16 protein-coding genes are annotated in these 19,139 nt (G+C 62.4%); 11 read left to right on the plus strand and 5 right to left on the minus strand.

The genetic code is table 11. The annotated features are described in order from the left end of the window. Positions 1 to 103 precede the first annotated feature (103 nt). Together M1L61_RS02560 and maiA are read left to right on the plus strand one after the other, a co-directional pair. Positions 104 to 1,093 carry a fumarylacetoacetate hydrolase family protein gene (locus tag M1L61_RS02560; protein WP_043398812.1) on the plus strand — a complete coding sequence of 330 codons (990 nt, stop codon included), beginning with the start codon at positions 104 to 106 and terminating at the stop codon, positions 1,091 to 1,093. A gap of 14 nt (positions 1,094 to 1,107) precedes the next feature. Continuing rightward, entirely contained in the window at positions 1,108 to 1,791 is a 684-nt protein-coding gene (gene maiA, locus M1L61_RS02565) for a maleylacetoacetate isomerase (RefSeq protein WP_248854270.1), read from the plus strand. Between the two features lie 48 nt (positions 1,792 to 1,839). On the opposite strand, the gene M1L61_RS02570 is transcribed toward maiA, so the two are convergent. From M1L61_RS02570 to M1L61_RS02580, 3 genes are read right to left on the minus strand one after another with little or no spacing between them, the layout of a single operon-like run. After that, complete coding sequence (locus tag M1L61_RS02570; protein ID WP_248854271.1) at positions 1,840 to 3,300, minus strand: UdgX family uracil-DNA binding protein; 1,461 nt, start codon at positions 3,298 to 3,300, stop codon at positions 1,840 to 1,842. Then, positions 3,281 to 4,564, minus strand: a complete 1,284-nt coding sequence (locus M1L61_RS02575; protein WP_049480776.1) for a putative DNA modification/repair radical SAM protein — start codon at positions 4,562 to 4,564, stop codon at positions 3,281 to 3,283. Before M1L61_RS02575 ends, M1L61_RS02570 begins: the two co-directional genes overlap by 20 nt. A 58-nt stretch (positions 4,565 to 4,622) precedes the next feature. Further along, entirely contained in the window at positions 4,623 to 5,750 is a 1,128-nt protein-coding gene (locus tag M1L61_RS02580) for a PilT/PilU family type 4a pilus ATPase (protein ID WP_043398800.1), read from the minus strand. Between the two features lie 121 nt (positions 5,751 to 5,871). On the opposite strand from M1L61_RS02580, the gene M1L61_RS02585 reads away from it, so the two are divergent. The 9 genes from M1L61_RS02585 to M1L61_RS02625 all read left to right on the plus strand — a co-directional run bounded on the left by M1L61_RS02585 (position 5,872) and on the right by M1L61_RS02625 (position 16,932). Next, the gene (locus tag M1L61_RS02585) at positions 5,872 to 6,237 is read left to right on the plus strand and encodes a DUF4398 domain-containing protein (RefSeq protein WP_010480631.1); all 366 of its coding nucleotides are present in this window, start codon (positions 5,872 to 5,874) and stop codon (positions 6,235 to 6,237) included. Further along, positions 6,234 to 7,118, plus strand: a complete 885-nt coding sequence (locus tag M1L61_RS02590) for a hypothetical protein (protein WP_010480632.1) — start codon at positions 6,234 to 6,236, stop codon at positions 7,116 to 7,118. The genes M1L61_RS02585 and M1L61_RS02590 overlap by 4 nt, the downstream gene beginning before the upstream one ends. 324 nt (positions 7,119 to 7,442) lie before the next feature. After that, positions 7,443 to 7,679 carry a YdcH family protein gene (locus M1L61_RS02595; protein ID WP_005407964.1) on the plus strand — a complete coding sequence of 79 codons (237 nt, stop codon included), beginning with the start codon at positions 7,443 to 7,445 and terminating at the stop codon, positions 7,677 to 7,679. A 300-nt stretch (positions 7,680 to 7,979) separates the two neighbouring features. Continuing rightward, positions 7,980 to 9,350 (plus strand): pyridoxal-phosphate dependent enzyme, encoded by a 1,371-nt coding sequence (locus M1L61_RS02600; RefSeq protein WP_010480640.1) that lies wholly within the window; start codon positions 7,980 to 7,982, stop codon positions 9,348 to 9,350. Between the two features lie 123 nt (positions 9,351 to 9,473). Continuing rightward, positions 9,474 to 10,649 (plus strand): cystathionine gamma-synthase, encoded by a 1,176-nt coding sequence (locus tag M1L61_RS02605; RefSeq protein WP_248854272.1) that lies wholly within the window; start codon positions 9,474 to 9,476, stop codon positions 10,647 to 10,649. 77 nt (positions 10,650 to 10,726) lie between these two features. Continuing rightward, complete coding sequence (locus tag M1L61_RS02610) at positions 10,727 to 11,557, plus strand: ABC transporter permease (protein WP_224328943.1); 831 nt, start codon at positions 10,727 to 10,729, stop codon at positions 11,555 to 11,557. Next, positions 11,547 to 12,866, plus strand: coding sequence for an ABC transporter ATP-binding protein (locus M1L61_RS02615; RefSeq protein ID WP_049455377.1), 1,320 nt, complete (start codon positions 11,547 to 11,549; stop codon positions 12,864 to 12,866). Before M1L61_RS02610 ends, M1L61_RS02615 begins: the two co-directional genes overlap by 11 nt. Positions 12,867 to 12,871: 5 nt before the next feature. Further along, positions 12,872 to 14,986: a glycosyltransferase gene (locus tag M1L61_RS02620; RefSeq protein WP_224329370.1), complete on the plus strand. Its 2,115-nt coding sequence runs from the start codon at positions 12,872 to 12,874 to the stop codon at positions 14,984 to 14,986. Between the two features lie 8 nt (positions 14,987 to 14,994). After that, positions 14,995 to 16,932 (plus strand): hypothetical protein, encoded by a 1,938-nt coding sequence (locus M1L61_RS02625; protein ID WP_152906431.1) that lies wholly within the window; start codon positions 14,995 to 14,997, stop codon positions 16,930 to 16,932. 23 nt (positions 16,933 to 16,955) lie between these two features. Here M1L61_RS02625 and M1L61_RS02630 read toward each other — a convergent pair whose 3' ends face one another. Together M1L61_RS02630 and M1L61_RS02635 are read right to left on the minus strand one after the other, a co-directional pair. Further along, the gene (locus M1L61_RS02630; protein ID WP_160314093.1) at positions 16,956 to 18,410 is read right to left on the minus strand and encodes a glycosyltransferase family 4 protein; all 1,455 of its coding nucleotides are present in this window, start codon (positions 18,408 to 18,410) and stop codon (positions 16,956 to 16,958) included. Then, positions 18,407 to 19,129, minus strand: coding sequence for a glycosyltransferase (locus M1L61_RS02635; RefSeq protein WP_049455373.1), 723 nt, complete (start codon positions 19,127 to 19,129; stop codon positions 18,407 to 18,409). The genes M1L61_RS02630 and M1L61_RS02635 overlap by 4 nt, the downstream gene beginning before the upstream one ends. Positions 19,130 to 19,139: the final 10 nt, after the last annotated feature.

The following is a 19,139-nucleotide window of genomic DNA, read 5'->3' on the forward strand; positions in this document are numbered from 1 at the left end:
CCCCCACTACGGTAGGGTGGACCGATGCCGCGCTGCAGCTTGGCGCCGCCGCAGATTTGATTACACTTGAAACTTGTTTGCCCACGACTCCGGACACCCACCCATGAAGCTTGGTTCTTTGAAGGAAGGCGGCCGCGACGGCACCCTGATCGTCGTCTCGCGCGACCTGCGCCACGGCGTGCGCGCCACCGGCATTGCCGCCACCCTGCAGCAGGCCCTGGAAGACTGGAGCCACATCGCGCCGCGCCTGAACGCCCTGTATGAATCGCTCAACGCCGGCGACGCCGATGGCGTGTTCGACCTTGACCCGCAGGCACTGGCCGCGCCGATGCCGCGTGCCTATGAATTCGTCGATGGCAGCGCCTACCTGCCGCATGTCGAGCGCGTGCGTCGTGCCCGTGGCGCTGAAGTGCCGGAAAGCTTCTACACCGATCCGCTGATGTACCAGGCCACCAGCGCCGGCTTCCATGGCCCGCGCGATGCCGTCAAGGTGGTCAGCGAGGACTACGGCATCGACCTGGAAGCGGAGATCGTGGTGATCACCGACGACGTGCCGATGGCCGCCACCCCGGAGCAGGCGGCGGGCCATATCCAGCTGGTCGGCCTGGTCAACGATGTCTCGCTGCGCAACCTGATCCCGGGCGAGCTGGCCAAGGGCTTCGGCTTCCTGCAGTCCAAGCCGCGTTCGGCGCTGTCGCCGGTGTTCGTCACCCCGGATGAGCTGGGTGCGGCCTGGCAGGACAGCAAGGTGCACCTGCCGCTGCTGACCCACATCAACGGTAAGTGGTTCGGTGCGCCGGAAGCGGGCGTGGACATGCAGTTCAACTTCGCCGAGCTGGTCGCGCATGCGGCCAAGACCCGTCCGCTGGGCGCCGGCACCATCGTCGGCTCGGGCACCATCGCCAACGAAGACACCAGCAAGGGTGCATCGTGCTTCGCCGAGCAGCGCGTGGTGGAAACCCTGCGCGACGGCAAGCCGAGCACACCGTTCATGTCCTTCGGCGACGTGGTCCGCATCGAGATGCTTGATGCCGCGGGCAACAGCATCTTCGGCGCGATCGAGCAGCGCATCGAACAGGCGGCCAAGCCCTGAGCATGGAGGCGGCGATGGAGATCCTGGTTGACGACGGCCCGGTCGACGACGGCATCGTGCTGTACACCTACTGGCGATCCAGCGCCGCCTACCGCGTGCGCATCGGCCTGGAGCTGAAGGGCCTGGCCTGGGAGGCGCGGCCGGTGCACCTGGTGCGCGAGGGTGGCGAGCAGCACCTGGACGCCTATCGCACGCTCAATCCGCAGCAGCTGGTGCCGACGCTGCTGCATGACGGTCAAGTGCTGACCCAGTCACTGGCGATCGTGGAATATCTGGATGAGCGCTTCCCGCAGGTACCGCTGCTGCCGGCCGACGCCGCCGGCCGCGCGCGGGTGCGGGCGCTGGCCCAGCTGGTGGCCTGCGATATCCATCCGATCAACAACCTGCGGGTGATGCAGTACCTGGAGCGCGACCTGCAGCTGCCGGCCGACGCCCGCGCGCAGTGGACCCTGCACTGGGCGGCCGAAGGCTTCCAGGCCATGGAAACGCTGCTGGCCAACAGCGGTGACACAGGCACGTTCTGCCACGGTGATCGTCCGGGCCTGGCCGACCTCTGCCTGCTGCCGCAGCTCTACAACGCACACCGCTTCGGCCTGGACCTGACGCCGTACCCGACCCTGCGCCGCATCGAAGCGGCCTGCCAGGCGCTGGACGCCTTCGACCGCGCCCGCCCGGAAAACCAGCCCGACGCCGCCTGAACCCAAAAAAAGGGGCGGAGTGGATTACGTCGTAAATGCATATACGACTTAATCCCCTCCGTCCCCTTCTTGCAGAAGTTGCGCGAGATCATCGCGGAACAGCGCATAGGCCTGTTCGCGGCGGGCGCCATCGCCCTGCCGCAGCACCCACGCCGGATGCACGGTGGCGTAGCCGCGGGTGCCGTCCTCCAGCGTGTGCCAGCGTCCACGGTCGCGTGACAGATTGACATCACGGCCAAATACCGAGGCTGCCGCGGTTGCGCCGAGGCAGACGATGACCTGCGGCCGCACCCGCGCGATCTCGCCCATCAGCCATGGCCGGCAGGCCTGGATGTGGCGGCTTTCCGGACGCTTGTGCAGCCGGATCTTGCCGCGGCGCTCATGGTGGAAGTGCTTCACCGCATTGGTCAGGTACAGCGTGGCGCGATCGATTCCCAGCTCGGCCAGGGCACGATCCAGCAGCTGGCCGGCCGGGCCGGCGAATGGCTGGCCGCGCAGATCCTCGACGTCGCCCGGCTGCTCGCCGACCACCATGATCGGGGCATCGGCCGGGCCTTCACCGAACACCCCCTGCGTGGCCGCTTCCCACAGCGGGCACTGGCGGCAGGCCAGCGCCTGTTGGCGCAGTGTCTGCAATCCCTTGGCGTCGGCGGCGGGCATTGGCGCCAGCGCCCGCGCAGGTATCTTCCGTTGCGGTGCCTGCGCGGGCCGGTCATGCATTTCCTGCACGCGATCGCCCGCATCGCGCACCAGGCGCGGCAGCAGCTGCGCCTCGGGCAGGTGGCGCCAGTACTTGGCCGGCATCTCCTGCATCATCATCCGGGTATTGAGCCGCGCCGGATTGAAGATGCTGGCGTAATAGGTCTGCCACAGCGCCTCCCGTGCATCCTCTGCCGGGGCGTCCTCGCGCCGTGCGCCGGGGCCGAAGGCCAGCGCTTGTCCATCCCATGCCACGCTGCGTGACGGCGTCAGGATGGCCCAGTGCATGCCGGTGAAGCGGCGCGCGAAAAACGGCGCCACCCGATCGACGATGTGGTGCTGTGGCTCGAACCACGCGATGAACGCCTCGGGCTGGCCGGGCACCTCGCGGAAGCGCACGAACGCCTTCATCTTGTGGGTATCGCGGCGAACGGCCTGGGCGAGCGCGGTTGCGCGCAGCACGTCGGCATCGGCGGGATTCGACAGCACCGAGCGCTCGCCATGGGTGATGCGCCACAGCAGCCGGTACAACAGGGCCATGCGCTGCATATCGCGGTGGCACAGGCAGGTGGCCGCCAGTTCAAGGAAGTCGCGCGGTACGTTCGGCACGCCGGCATCGGCCAGCACGGGCGCGGAGCTGACCGCCGGCGCATCCAGCAGTGATGCGTCGCTGCCCTCCAGCCAGTCCAGCTGTTCCGGTGCGATGCCGCGCAACAGGGCATCGCGCGCACCGTTGCGCCAGGCCTCCAGCGACCACGGCGGCTCCACCCGCAGCGACCAGCGCTGTGCGTCAGGCTGGCGGTGGGGCATCGAACAGCGATCCCTGACGGGGCGGTGGGGCCAATTGGGCGCGCAGCGCCGCCGGATCGTCCAGCGCCCTGCGCGGGTGGTGGTCGGCCAGCAGCACGAATGGCAGCAGTTTGCTCATCGGCGCCTTCAGGCGTGCCACATCGGCAACCCGCAGGCGACCGTGGCGGCGCGCCATCAGCACCCGCTTCACATTGCGCACGCCCAGCCCGGGTACGCGCAGCAGCATTTCCTTCGGCGCTCGGTTGAGATCCACGGGGAAGCGTTCTGGGTGGCGGATCGCCCAGGCCATCTTCGGGTCGATGTCCAGATCGAGCATGCCGGCCTGGGTGGTATCGGTGATTTCATCCACGCCATAGCCGTAGAAGCGCAGCAGCCAGTCGGCCTGGTACAGGCGGTGCTCGCGCTGCAGGGGCGGCGGCTGCAGCGGCAGCTGGCGGCTGGCATCCGGAATCGGGCTGAAGGCGGAGTAGTACACCCGGCGCATGCGGTAGTTGCCGTACAGGCTGTCGGCGCTTGCCAGGATCTGCTGGTCGTTGGCCCCGTCCGCGCCGACGATCATCTGCGTGCTCTGTCCGGCGGGTGCGAAACGGGGAGGGCGCGGGCGTGCGCTGCGGGTGGACACCGGCGCGACCACCGCTGGCACCTTGCGCGCTTCCTTCGCTTCCTCGATGCGCCAGCGCAGCTCGCCCATCGCACCGCGGATGGACTGTACGGTCTTCTCCGGTGCCAGCGCGCTCAGCCCGGCTTCGGTGGGCAGCTCCACGTTGATCGACAGCCGGTCGGCGTAACGCCCGGCGCTGGCCAGCAGTTCCGGCGACGCTTCGGGAATGGTCTTGAGGTGGATGTAACCGGCGTAGCGGTGTTCCTCGCGCAGTTGCCGCGCTACTTCCACCATCTGCTCCATGGTGTAGTCCGCATTGCGGATGATGCCGCTGGAAAGGAACAGGCCCTCGATGTAGTTGCGCTTATAGAAGTCCAGCGTCAGCGCGACCACCTCGTCCACGCTGAAGCGCGCGCGGGGCACATTGCTGGACACGCGGTTCACGCAGTACGCGCAGTCGTAGACGCAGAAGTTGGTCAGCAGGATCTTCAGCAACGAAACGCAACGGCCATCCGGCGTATAGCTGTGGCAGATGCCCATGCCTTCGGTGCTGCCGATGCCGCCGCTGGCGCGTGAGTCGCGCTTGCCCGAGCCGCTGGAGGCGCAGGAGGCATCGTATTTGGCGGCGTCAGCCAGGATGGCAAGCTTGCGGATGGTTTCCATTGCGGAAACCTACGGATCGGCGGTCTCATTGGATGAGACCGCCCCTGAACCCTTCAGGTCAGAACCCGTGGGTGATGCTCGGCGCGCCGGCCGAGAAATCCGCGTACGGGTCGTGTTCGCCGCTGCTGCCTTCGGACAGGCGGAACTTCAGCGCCAGGCCATCGCGCGAGTCGGCCGCGCGCAGGGCCTCCTCCTGCTCGATGGTGCCAGCCTTGGCCAACCGGAACAGGCACTGGTCGAAACTCTCCATGCCTTCCTCCAGCGAGCCTTCCATCGCAGCCTTGATCTCGTGCACCTGGCCGCGGCGCAGCAGGTCGCGGATCATCGGCGTGTTGATCAGCACCTCGGTGGCCGGCAGGCGACGGCCTTCCTTGTTCTTCACCAGGCGCTGGCTGATCACCGCACGCAGGTTCAGCGCCAGGTTCATCAGCACGTTCTTGTGCGCGCTTTCCGGGAAGAAGTTGAGGATGCGCTCAATGGTCTGGTCGGCGTTGTTGGAGTGCAGGGTGGCCAGGCACAGGTGGCCGGTCTCGGCGAAAGCGATGGCGGCCTCCATCGTTTCCGCGTCCAGGATCTCGCCGATCAGGATCACGTCCGGCGCTTCACGCATCGCGTTCTTCAGCGCGTTGTGGAAGGCATGGGTGTCCAGCCCGACCTCGCGCTGGTTGACGATCGACATCTTGTGCTTGTGCAGGTACTCGATCGGGTCCTCGATGGTGAGGATGTGACCGGTGGTGGTGCTGTTGCGGTGGTCGATCATCGACGCCAGCGAGGTGGACTTGCCGGAACCGGTGGACCCCACCACCAGCACCAGCCCGCGCGGGGTCATGATGACGTCCTTCAGCACCTGCGGCAGGTTCAGCTCCTCGATGCTCGGGATGCGGCTGCGGATGGCGCGGATGACCATGCCGACCTCGCCCCGCTGCTTGAACACGTTGACGCGGAAGCGCCCGGCATCGGGCAGGGCGATGGCCATGTTGAGCTCCAGCTCGCGCTCGAACTGCGGCACCTGGCCTTCGTCCATCAGCGAGTAGGCGATCTTCTTGACCATGCCCGGCGGCAGGCCGGTGTTGCCCAGCGGATAAAGCTTCCCCTCGATCTTGATGTAGACCGGTGCTCCGGTGGTCAGGAACATGTCCGAAGCGTTCTTTTCGGTCATCAGCTTCAGGAAGTAGCCGATATCCATTGCGAATTTTCCCCAACGAAACGGCCGACGCCCGTTGCCAGCACGGTGTCGGCTTGACGACAATGGCCGTGAACCGACAACCGGTACGGCCTCCCCAATGAAACGACTTAGCTTCGCACGAATGCGCCATGGCCTGTATGTGATGGCGTTTGCATTCGCACTGTCTGCCCCCGCCTGGGCGCAGGACGGCGCACTGGAACTGGCCCAGGCCCGGCAGGCGGTCGACAAGGCCACCCAGGCCGACGCCGACCAGTACGCCCCGGACCTGATCGGGCTGGCCCGGCAGGGGCTGGAGCAGGCCCAGCGTGCTGCCGGCGACCGCCGCGAGCGCAAGAACGCCCCGGCGATCGCCCTGCGCGCCGCCGCCGATGCCGACCTGGCCCGCGTCCGCAGCGAGGAAGCCACCGTGACTGCCCAGCTGCAGCTGCGCCGCAACGAGGTCAACCAGCTGCAACGCCAGCTGTCGACCGGGGAGGACCGCCGGTGAAGCCGATGACTGCCGCAACCCTGGCCGCGCTGCTGGCGCTGCCGCCCCTGGCCGTGGCCGCCGACAACCCGATGGTGGCGCAGCTGAGCCAGCGCCTGATGGCCATCCAGGCCAATCCCGACACCGCTGAGCTGGGCGCCTTCGAGCGCATGCAGGCCCAGCAGGCCATTGCCACCCTGGACAAGGCCAAGCGCCGCGACCAGGAGCTGGCCACCTACCTGGCCGAGCGCCGGGTGGAGATTGCCGAGACCGCCGTGCGTACCGCACTGGCCGCGCGCGAGGTCGACCGCCTGGAGCGGACCCGCAGCGACCTGCTGATCGAGGCCAGCCGCCGCGACGCCGCCCGCGCCCGCCAGGAAGCCGAGCAGCTGCGCATGCAGGCGCAGATGCAGGCGGAGGAGGCCGAGCGCCTGCGCCAGGCCGCCGAGGCCGAAACCCTGGCCCGCCAGGACGCCGAGAACGCCCTGACCAGCGTGGCCGGCAAGCAGCAGCAGCGCCTCAGCGCTGCCCAGCAGAACGCCGCCAAGCTGGCCCGCGAGGAAGCCGAGCTGGTGTCCGGTCAGAAACTGCCGGCCTCGAAGTTCGATGGTCGCGGCGAGGTCTTCACCTTCCGTGGTGACGCGTTCACCGCCGGCGCCTCCAGCCTGTCCGGCGGGGCCCGCAACCAGGCCAAGGCGTTGGCCGAATACCTGAACATCGGCAAGAAGGGCCGCCTGCGCATCGAGGCCTACGACAACGCGAACGGCGTAGGCCAGAAGCGTGCCGAAGCGCTGCGCGATGCCCTGGTCGCGGCCGGTGTCGCCAGCAACCGGATCCAGCTCGCTGGCAAGAAGGCGGCCTCCACCCAGGCGCGTTCGGCCGAGGTCATCATCGCCCCGTAATTGCTTGATATTGTTTGTTTTTCGTTGCGATGAGCATTCAGCCTGAACCCCGCCCCGGCGGGGTTCGGTCTTTTTGCCGCAGGGGTCTTGTTCCCTGCCTTGAGCAGGCGTAGGGTCAATCGTCCGGGACGCAATGCCGCGGACCGGACGATGGGAGGGCCGGGCCGATGCAAACAGGGCGCGAACCGCAGCGAATCGACGTGCGCAGGCCAGTGCCGCAGGTCGTTGCAGGCGTCCAGGTGGCCATCGACCGGCGCTCCTCCATGAACAACGCCCCGTGCCTTGCGGCCGGGGCGTTCGTGTATCTGTCGAAGGAGGTCCATCATGTTTGAAGATCAGCCCCAGAGCGAGATCGACGCCCGTCGCGCGCGTGATCCGGAGTTCAGGGCACTCCATGACCAGCACCGCAAGTTGAACAAGAAGTGCATGGACGCGGAGTTGGGTGTACTCCCGATCGATGATGTCACCCTGGGTCGCATGAAGCGCGAAAAGCTGCTGGCCAAGCAACGACTTCTGCGAATGTACGAAACACCGCTCCCAACGACGTCCCCCACGCTTTGACGCACCCCGTCACGCCCGGAACGGCGTGACCCGGCCATCGATGGCCCCGCCGGGCGCTTCTGCCCCGGCATCGCGGCACCGCCGATGAGGCGGCCGCGCCAAGGCACCACAAGCGGTGGTGCCTTGGCCTGCGGGCACAACTCACCGATGCGGGCGGTACCGGTCTCCTCGTCGATCCGGGGCCGTCCGCATCTCTTTTTTACGGCGGGCACGCCGCTGCCGCAGCGACCTGACTTTCATCGCCATCCGTCGGATAATCACCGGTCCGGCCCTGCGTGGCGCGAACCGAAAGTCCTCCGAATGCCCATCCATTCTTCCGTCCTCGAACTCATCGGCCAGACCCCGATCGTCAAGGCCCAGCGCTTGGACACCGGCGTCTGCGAGCTCTACCTGAAGCTGGAGAGCGCCAACCCGGGCGGATCGATCAAGGATCGCATCGGCCTGTCGATGATCGAAGCGGCGGAGAAGCGCGGCGACCTGAAGCCTGGCGCGACCCTGGTCGAGGGCACCGCTGGCAACACCGGCCTGGGCCTGGCCCTGGTGGCCCAGCAGAAGGGCTATAAGCTCATTCTGGTTGTTCCCGACAAGATGAGTCGGGAAAAGATTTTCAACCTGAAGGCGATGGGCGCTGAAGTGCGTCTGACCCGCTCGGACGTGGCCAAGGGCCACCCTGAGTACTACCAGGATCTGGCCAAGACCATTGCCGAGCAGACCCCGGGCGCGTACTTCATCAACCAGTTCGGCAACCCGGACAATCCGGCCGCGCATGAATTCGGTACCGGCCCGGAGATCCTCGAGCAGATGGGCGGCGACCTCGATGCCATTGTGTTCGGCTGTGGCAGCTCCGGCACCATGACCGGCCTGTCGCGCGCCTTCGCCAAGCTGTCGCCGAAGACCGAACTGGTGCTGGCTGATCCGGTCGGCTCGATCCTGGCCGAGTACATCAACGACGGCAATCTGAACGACAAGTCGGGCAGCTGGCTGGTGGAGGGCATCGGCGAGGACTTCCTGCCGTCGATTTCCGATTTCAGTCGGGTGAAGAAGGCCTATGCCATCACCGATGCGGAGAGCTTCCACACCGCGCGCGAGCTGCTGGGCAAGGAAGGCATCCTGGGCGGCTCGTCCACCGGCACCCTGCTGGCTGCGGCACTGAAGTACTGCAAGGAGCAGACCACGCCGAAGAGGGTGCTGGTACTGGTCTGCGACACCGGCAACAAGTACCTGTCGAAGATGTACAACGACTACTGGATGCTGGACAACGGCTTCCTGCAGCGCCCGCAGCACGGCGACCTGCGCGACCTGATCCTGCGCCCGTACGGCCAGCGCGACACTGTCGTGATCGGACCGAACGACCTGCTGACCACCGCCTACCAGCGCATGAAGCTGTACGACGTCTCGCAGCTGCCGGTGATGGACGGCGACCAGCTGGTCGGCATCGTCGACGAAAGCGACGTGCTGCTGCACGTCTATGGCGATGAGGCGCGCTTCCGCGACACCGTCGCCACCGCCATGGTCAGCAAGCTGGACCGGCTGGACGTGAAGTCGCCGATCGAGGCGCTGCTGCCGGTGTTCGACCGCGGGCAGGTGGCGATCGTGATGGACGGCGACACGTTCCTGGGCCTGATCACCCGTATCGACCTGTTGAACTACCTGCGCCGTCGCGTGCAGTAAGCCGCTGATCGCTGCAGATCACCACTGAATTCCGGTTTATTTGCGTCAAAGCTCGTTAAGGCTGCGCTGATAGACTCCCAATCCTTTGACGGCGCCGCACGTCGGCGCCATTCAGGAAACGACATGTCCAACTCCTCTTCGCCCGACCGCGCGCTGGCCCTGGCTACCCTGGCCATTCACGGCGGTCAGTCGCCCGACCCCAGCACCGGCGCGGTGATGCCACCGATCTACGCCACCTCGACCTATGCGCAGTCCAGCCCGGGCGAGCACCAGGGCTTCGAGTACTCGCGTACCCACAACCCGACCCGCTTCGCCTATGAGCGGTGCGTGGCGTCGCTGGAAGGCGGTACCCGTGGTTTGGCCTTCGCTTCGGGCATGGCGGCCAGCTCGACCGTGATCGAACTGCTGGACGCCGGCAGCCACGTGGTGGCGATGGACGACATCTACGGCGGCAGCTTCCGCCTGTTCGAGCGTGTGCGTCGCCGCACCGCCGGGCTGGACTTCAGCTTCGTCGACCTGACCGATCTGGCGGCGTTTGAAGCCTCCATCACGCCGAAGACGAAGATGGTCTGGATCGAGACCCCGACCAACCCGATGCTGAAGATCGTCGACATCGCCGCGGTTGCCGCCATCGCCAAGCGCCATGGCCTGATCGTGGTGGTCGACAACACCTTCGCCTCGCCGATGCTGCAGCGTCCGCTGGAGCTGGGCGCGGACCTGGTGCTGCATTCGGCCACCAAGTACCTCAACGGCCACTCGGACATGGTCGGCGGCATGGTGGTGGTCGGCGACAACGCCGAACTGGCCGAGCAGATGGCCTTCCTGCAGAACTCGGTGGGTGGCGTGCAGGGCCCGTTCGACAGCTTCCTGGCCCTGCGTGGCCTGAAAACCCTGCCGCTGCGCATGAAGGCGCACTGCGCCAACGCGCTGGCCCTGGCCCAGTGGCTGGAAACGCACCCGGCGGTGGAAAAGGTGATCTACCCTGGCCTGGCCTCGCACCCGCAGCATGACCTGGCGACCCGTCAGATGGGCGGCTACGGCGGCATCGTCTCGATCGTCCTCAAGGGCGGTTTCGAGGCGGCCAAGCGCTTCTGCGAGAAGACCGAGCTGTTCACCCTGGCCGAGTCGCTGGGTGGCGTGGAAAGCCTGGTCAACCATCCGGCGGTGATGACGCACGCTTCGATTCCCGTGGCACGCCGCGAACAGCTGGGCATCAGTGATGCGCTGGTAAGGCTGAGCGTGGGCGTGGAGGATCTGGGGGATCTGCAGGTGGATCTGGAACGGGCGCTGGGCGGCTGACCGAGGTCGCGGCCCAGCGCTCTATCGACCTGTCCACCAAAAGGGGCAGGCAAGGCATGAACCCAGGAAGTCCAAGCATGTTCAACTCTAATCAAGCGATGAGCATGGCGCCGATCACGGCGCTGCGCTCCATCTTCCACTATCGAACGCTGATCCTGGAGATGGTGAAGCGGGAAGTGATCGGGCGCTATCGTGGATCGGTCATGGGGCTCTTGTGGTCGTTCTTTACCCCTGTGCTCATGCTGGTTGTGTACACCTTTGTCTTCAGCGTTGTGTTTCGTGCGCGTTGGGCTGGGGGGTCTGGCTCCAAAACTGAGTTCGCGGTGGTTCTGTTCGTGGGCATGATGATCTTCGGGCTGTTCTCTGAATGCATCAATCGGGCGCCGTCGCTCATCCTGTCCAATGCGAACTACGTGAAAAAGGTGATCTTCCCCCTGGAGATTCTCCCGGTGGTGTCGTTGGGTGCGGCGCTGTTCCACTTTGCCATCAGCATGGTGGTCTGGGTGCTGTTCTACCTGATCCTGTTTGGTATCCCATCGATCCAGGCGCTTTGGCTGCCGATCGTGATGGTGCCGCTGCTGATCCTGTGCGTTGGTGTGTCATGGTTTCTTGCGTCGCTGGGGGTCTATCTGCGTGACGTCGGCCAGGTGATCGTGGTCGTCACGACCGCGCTCATGTTCATGTCGCCCGTGTTCTTCCCGGCAGTCGCGATGCCGGAGGAGTTCCGGCCCTATCTGTACATCAGCCCGATCACTTACTTCATTGAACAGTCCCGCGAGCTCCTCATCTGGCACGGCGGCATGCATTGGGGCATGTGGCTGAAGATGCTGGGTGTTTCCATTGTGGTCGCAGTACTGGGCTTTGCATGGTTCCAGAAGACCAGAAAGGGTTTTGCCGATGTCATCTGAAAACGCCATTGAGGTTGAGAGCCTCAGCAAGTGCTACCAGATTTACGACAAGCCCCGCGACCGGTTGATGCAGATGCTGCTGGGAAATGACGAGCGGCGTTTCTATCGAGAGTTCTGGGCCCTTCGTGATGTGTCGTTCAAGATTCCCAAGGGGCAGGTGTACGGCATCCTTGGCAAGAACGGCGCGGGCAAATCGACGCTGCTGCAGATCATCTGCGGTACCTTGGCGGCGACGTCCGGCGAGGCTAGGGTCGCTGGTCGCGTCTCGGCTCTGCTGGAGCTCGGCTCGGGGTTCAATCCCGAGTTCACGGGTATCGAAAACATCTACATGAACGCCCAGCTGCTGGGCCTGACTCGCAAGGAAGTTGACGGTAAGCTGGACAAGATCATCAGCTTTGCCGACATCGGCGATCATGTCAGCCAGCCGGTCAAGACTTATTCGAGCGGCATGTTCGCGCGACTGGCGTTTTCTGTAGCCATCCATGTCGATCCAGACATCCTCATTGTTGATGAGACGCTCAGCGTTGGTGACGCGTGGTTCCAGCACAAGAGCATGGCGCGAATGCGCAAGCTCATGGAAAGCGGTTGCACCGTGCTCTTCGTCAGTCACTCCATCGACGCAGTGCGGGCACTTTGTGATTACGCCATCTGGATCGATGGTGGCACCCTCAAGATGCAGGGAAATGTCACCGAGGTGACCAATGCCTACATGAATGATGTGTTCGTCGAGCACAACCGACTCATCTTGGAAGCGAGCCAGGGGGGGATCCATGACGAGCCTGGCAGCGTAGCAATGGCCACCCCTACTACGTCTGGGCCGGCCGACCAGGCGGGGGATGACATGATCGACGCCGAGGAGGTCACAGCCCGCACTGTGCTCAACGTTCAGGCAGTCCAGCTCCTGAATACGGACGGACAACCAACAGACCAGATTGAACAGCGCGACCAGCTTACATTGGCCATCGATGTCAAGTTCTACAAGGCATTGAAGAACGTCAGCATCGGATTCCTCATCAAGGACCAGTTCGGCCAGGAATTGACGGGCGAGAGTATCTTCAACAGCTTCCGTAAGGGAGTAGAGGTATATGCGGGGCAGCTGTTGCAGGTCAGATTCAGAGGGGCGAATTTGCTGAGAGGAGGGCAATCCTACTCCATTGCCATTCGCATCAATCAGGTCAGCCATTGGGACCGAAGCGATAACGTCGTCATATATGCCGACGAACTGGCCGCGGTCTTTGATGTGCGGACAGACAAAGATGAACCCATGTGGTTCAAGTTCAGAATGCCATTCAAGGTGGAATGCAAGTGAATCGTATGGAAGTCAGCGTAGTTTTGAACTTGCACCGGGAAGCACTTCTTCTGACACCAACGTTGCTCTCGCTTGACGCGTGCGCTCGCGAGGCCCAGGCTGCAGGTATCTCCGTGGAGCTCATTGCGGTATTTGACCGCACGGATGATGCTACCCGGGACGCGTTTAATGCGCAGCCTATGGGAGGGTTTGATCGCATCGAGACGTTGGAAGTGGATGTAGGCTCACTTGGCCTAGCTCGAAATGCGGGAATCGAGCGTGCGACCGGCGAATACATCTGGACCTCCGATTCCGATGACATCGTGTCATCCAACTCGATCGTTGCCCTGCTGCAGACCGCCCGGAGACACCCCAACCCCAAGGTGGTCGTCTTCATCGAATACCTCTGCGCATTCGGTGACCGCTACCACAATGTTCGCTACTTCGATTCAAGGTACCTCACTGCGGGGGATTTTGCGTTTCAGCATCCCTACATTTCTCGAATCTTTGTGCCAAGGGCTGCCTTTGACAGACTTCGTTACGGCGACTTGCGCGTCGCATCGGGATTCGCCTACGAAGATTGGGATTTCAACTGCAATCTGCGTGCAGATGGCTACGATATGGTTGTCGCGCCGGAGACAGTCATCTTCTACCGCCAGCGCAATGGCAGTCTGCTGAGACAGGCTGACGCTGCTTCCTCGCGCCTGATTCCTCACGGCCCATTGTTTGATCGCAGGACTTTCTTGGGCGACATGCAGCGTTCGCGCGCGGGGGACTGGGCCAGGCTCTGCCGAGAGCGCCAGAAAATATTCTTGGCGGACAACACGCAGTTGTTCACCTCATCGCCGAAGATGATGGGATACCTGAATGACGCCGTCGAACTGGAGCCGGAAATCGAGCCGTACAGGGTCGAGACAGCGGGCAGCTACAGCCCCATGCCTTGGAACCCGGCGCATTGGGGAATGCAGCTGGAGAGCCTTTATCGAATGATTGGAGATGGGCCCTTCACTGACATCGTGCTGTTGCCTTGGCTGCGGCCAGGAGGGGGGGAGAAGTACATTCTGCAGATTTTGGACGAGATTTCAGCGCAGGAGCCCGATTCGCGTTTCCTGGTTGTAGCGGGCGAATCCGTACCTCGGCATGAGTGGGTGGCACGCCTCCCTTCCGGAAGCGTGTTCATCGACATTTGCAATGCCTTCCCCTCGCTTGATGCGGGCGACCGCGATGCATTGCTCATCCGCGCATTGTTGGCGGTTTCCTCCGTTCGCGCCCGTCTACATGTGAAATCGTCGGGTTTTGCCCACCGCCTTCTGGATTCCTTCGCCCCGGTCATGAGCGCCAGCTTCCGCATTGTGTACTACCGGTTCTGCGACGGAACGTATAGTTGGGGCCGGAAGGTGCGGCGCGGGCCTTGGGGAATCGAGGTGATGAGAAAGCACCTTCGAGGATTCTGGAAAGTCGTGACAGACTGTCAGGCAACCCTGTCCGAAGATCAGCGTTTCCTTGGGCCGCTTCCCAGTTACGAGGTGGTCTATGCGGAATGCGACACGCCGCGAGCGGTTGAGTCGCAGCGTATCCCCACCAAGCGCCTCCTTTGGGCTTCACGGGTAGACCCGCAGAAGCGGCCGGAGCGGTTGGCTCAAATTGCGAGTGCCCTGAGCGATGCAGGTATCGAGGTGGAAATTGATGCGTATGGTTCGGCAGATCCGGGCGTGGACGCAAAGATGATTTTCAACGGTGGCAAGAATGTTCGCTATCGAGGGGGGTTCTCAGTCGTGTCGGATTTGCCTCTCGAAAAGTACGATGCATTCATCTATACAAGTGACTTTGATGGTCTTCCGAACATCCTGCTCGAAATGCTGGGCGCTGGATTGCCTGTGATCGCACCGGATGTTGGTGGGATTCGTGAGGCTGTCATCAATGGCGTCACTGGCAAATTGGTGAGCGGAGCTGATGAGGAATCGCTTGTCGTCGCATACGTCGATGCTGTGAAGGATATATATGGCGATTGGAGTGCCACGCTTCATGCGGGGCTTCGGGCGCGTGAACTGGTTCTGACCCAGCATGGGCCAGCTCAATTCTCTGAAAGAGTAGCCGAGGTCCTTGAACTCGCTCGTTTGAACTCCAGCAAGGCTTCTTGATGTCAATAATGTACTTCTACGCTGACGCAGAGAGTATTGATGTTCTGCGTTCTGGTCGCTCCAAGGCGCTGATGCTTGGCAGCGACTTTGGCTACGGCAATTTCGGTGATGTGCTCCAGCACGTTGGAGCTCTGTCTCGCCTGCGGGAAACCTCGGCTTTGGAGCTGGTTTCGATCTTCGCGTTGGAGGCGATCTCCAGGTTTGTCGCGGTCGACGCACTCAGGAAGATCTACAGAGTCAATGCGTTGATGTTTGTCGCCTCTCAACCTCTCCGGGCTGACGATTTGACCCGCTTGGGCCTTCAGCAGGTGCTTGTCGTCAACAATGTTGCAATGCTTCATCTCTACGGTGGGGGCTTCCTCAATGAAATGTGGGGGGACTTCTCCCTGGATATTGCCGAAAGCCTGCTTCAGAAGCTCCCCAGTGCCATCTACGTTATTTCCGGGCAGCAGGTGGCCGCTGGCTATTCAGGTCGAGTCGTCGAGCACATCGCCAAATACAAGCCCGCTTTGGTCGGTGTGCGTGATCGTGACTCGCTGCGCAACGTTCAGGAGCATGGCGCTACTGCCGAGTTCTCCTTCGACGATGCGGTTGAGCAACTTCTGTCGCTGTCCAGACTGTTTCAGATACGTCGAGGTGCTGGCGCATTCCTACATCTGAACTCCTCCGGATACACCGGCAATGACACTGCGCTGCTGGAAATGACCCGACACCTTTCGCTTGTGACGCAGCGAGTGGGCTCGTCGGAGCAGGCGGTTCTCTTCCAAGCATTCCAGGACGGCCGTGAAGAAGTGGTTGATTCGCTTGAGACCGTCAAGCGGCTTGAGCGGGCTTTCCCGTTCGCAAGTGTGCAGACGGCATTGCTGGTCGAGGCAATTCTGGCTCCTCCCGGGAAATGGTCGCCGCGTGTACTTCAGGGTGAATTTGGCTACTCCTGCTCTTACCACGTCACCATGTGGTTGCAGCTCAATGGTATTCCCTGCTGGTTGCGTGGCAGCAATAGCTACTATGACCAGAAGCGCCGTTCATTGGGAGTGGAGGGTGACTTCGAATCGTTCTTGGAAACTCTGCCATGCGTCGACCATGGAGAGAATCTCGACGCGCGTGTTCAATGGCATGCCAAACTAGATGCCGTGGTTGACGCTGCGGGTCGCGCTCAGAATAGCGTAACGTGGGATCCAGCTTCCGGTGAAGGGAGAGTATTCCATTTCAAAGGAGAACCCCGCCTTGAAACGCGGCTTGGCGATAGTTGGAGGACGGTCAGTCAGCTGCTGGAAGAGAGAGGAACATTGTCTGAGAGTCGGACGTCGCTGGCTACTGAGAAGCAGGCCATGTTTGAGCGGCTCGAAGAGGTGGAAACCAGATTCGACCAAGTAAGCCTAACGCTTCGGAAAGTGGAGCGGGAGCGCGATGAGCTGTCCCTGCAATTGCAGAGCACCAATGAACGCTGCGAGTCCTTGGATCTGCAATTGCATGAGGCCAATGTTGCCGCAGCAGAAGCCACTGATCGGCTTAAACTACTGTTTGACGACGCTCTGTCGGCGGGAGCGCGTGTCGGCTCTCTGGGTGCCGTCCGGGATTACTGGCAGGAGCGACGGTTCGAAATCGAGGATCGGTTGTTGGCCTGCAATGAGCGGCTGACCGAGGTGGGCTTCGACGCCGGGCGATACCGAAAGCAGGCTGAATCCGAGCATGATGCACGCGTCTATCATATGGAGCGGGCCCAAGCGGCCACCAACTTGCTAAAGGAAATGATGGCAAGCCGCTCGTGGCGCTGGACGTCGCCGCTTCGGGTAGTCAATCGATTCGCTAGAACGCGGCGATTTGATGCGGCGGGCAACGTGGGTCTGTTCGAAATCCTACGTCTTGCAGGGATGCGAATGCCGGTTCCCCAGAGCATGAAATCTCGCTTAGGGAGTTGGCTGAGGAGCTTGCGCCGGCGTTGATGGTGGCTTAGTCGCACTTGGTATCAGGCGTTCGCGTAACCCTCGATTCTGCACATATCCCGCGCGAACGCCTCCCAAGTGAATGTTGCGACCTGCAGGTTTTGCATGCAAAGACGTTGCTGGCGGACTTGGTTATCCGACAACTGCTCAATGTCCTTCACGTAATCCAGTGCAGTAGCGCGAGTGCCCAGCAGCGATTGCGCGGGTACAAGATCTCTGATGCCGCCAACATCGGGCGCTACGATCGGGAGGCCCGCGGCTGCGGCCTCCAGCAGAACGTTGGGAAGGCCGTCCCAGGCAGTCGTATAGACGTAAGCCCGATGCTGCGGCAAAACGATATCTTGAAAGCGGTCAAATGGACCGTGCAGGGTTACGTTGTCCAGTCGGGTGAGCGCAGCCAGATGCGGATCGTCCGCCGATAGTGCGGTTCCATGAACGTCCCAGTGGACATCCTTGAGCATGGTAGCGATGTCAACCAGAAGATCAGGTCGCTTCTGCCGCTCAAGACGGCTTGCCCACAGGACGCGCTTGCCTGGCTGCAGCGTGAAGCTTGGCGCATTGTCCATCGACGGAGCGGGGAAGTGCACAACCCGAAAAAGGTCACGGCGAATACCAAGCTGCTGACACCAGCTTTCAGGCGAGGCGCTGTTGTCAGTGATGACTGCGTCCAGCCATTGTGAAGTGGTCGGGAGGTGCTGCTGTGCAAGGCCCTGTGCGCGGCCGCTCTCTGCCAACTCGTCGCAGTAGAGTGAAACGAAGATACGGGTTCTTTGGCGAATAGCTAGTCCAAATCGCTCCAGCATTCTCCATGCGGAATGGGAGTTGATGATATGGATCCGGGATGGTGCCAGCTGAAGAATCAATCGTGCAAGAACGATTTCCCGCTCTTGCATTGCAGTGCTTAGTCCGCGAAATTCTTTCCCCGCATCAATGTACAGTGAAGCTCTCGGCAGGCGATCTGCCCAAGGGGAGTCTCCATCTTCAGTGGCAAGGACCAATGTTCGATGCCCCAGCTCACCACTGCAGAGTCTGGCATGGTACAGCGCAGCCAGATCCGCCCCGCCACGCTTCAGCCATGGTACGAATAGAATGGTGTCGAAACGTCGGCTTCCAATCAGATCCAGGATTCGCTGATAGGCCTTGCCCGCCTGTGTCCAATGGGTGGGTGCGTAGCGCGCCTGCGGGTGCGAGCCTAGGAATTCGCCGGGCGATAGCAGTGGATCTACCTGCAGTGAGAGATTCTCCATGTCTTCAACTGCCCACTGGGGCAGCGTCCGAAGCGCTGCCACGGGTTCGCGTAGGCTCCTGCGATCCAGTACGTGGTCTGCCGAGACTGGCCATTTCGCCGATGGATGGATACGCTTGCCCAGGCTCAGGAGTTGCGAGATCAGCTTGCGCTGGATGTGATCGGGTAGCCGTGAGAGTAGCTGCCGGTCCAGCAGGTGATAGGCCCGACGGGCAAAGGATCGTGAAATCATGGACGGGGGGCGAACAACTGGGTGGGGGCGATCAACGCGCGGTTGCTGGCGTGCGCTTGGTTCAATGAGCCGACCTTCTTCTTGCGTACATAATGCACGGTCCGTTCCGCGATCAGGTGGGGGTGGCCTAGCGAGAGTGTCTGGCAGTTCCAATGCCAGTCTTCGAAGCCGAATCCTGATTCGCCTGGGCGGGAGAGGGTATATGGGGTCTGGAGATAAATACTCCTGGCAGCGAAGCTGCATGCATTCCAAGGGTTGGTTACCAGCATGCAGTCGGAGTCAAAGCCGTAGGCGTCACTTCCTGTTTGCCACCAAATGCCCTGCTCAGCATCGAAAGTAACAATCAACTCGGGGTGAATAATGGAGTTCTCATTTCCTGCTGCGGTTTCCAAGCAGCGGATGACAAAGTCCGCGGAAAGATAGTCATCACCATCACATATCAGAACCCAGTGGCCAGCTACAGATTCAATTGCCTTGTTCCGCGAAACCCCCAGATCACCGCACTCCAGCTCTAGTACTTTATCGATCAAGCCGGCATGGTGATGCCAGGTGATCACGCGTGCCGTTTCAGCGTCGGCGTGGTCAAGGGTGGCGACGACTTCCACCGAAATGCCGTGCTCCGCTGCGGCAAGCTTGCAACGAAGCAATGACAGCAAGGACTTGTGCGCCAGCAGACCTTCCCTGTGGAATGTGATGACTGCCGAGACCTCAGGTTTCATTGGAACGCTC

This window comes from Stenotrophomonas sp. NY11291 (assembly GCF_023277365.1).
Lineage (GTDB): Bacteria > Pseudomonadota > Gammaproteobacteria > Xanthomonadales > Xanthomonadaceae > Stenotrophomonas > Stenotrophomonas geniculata.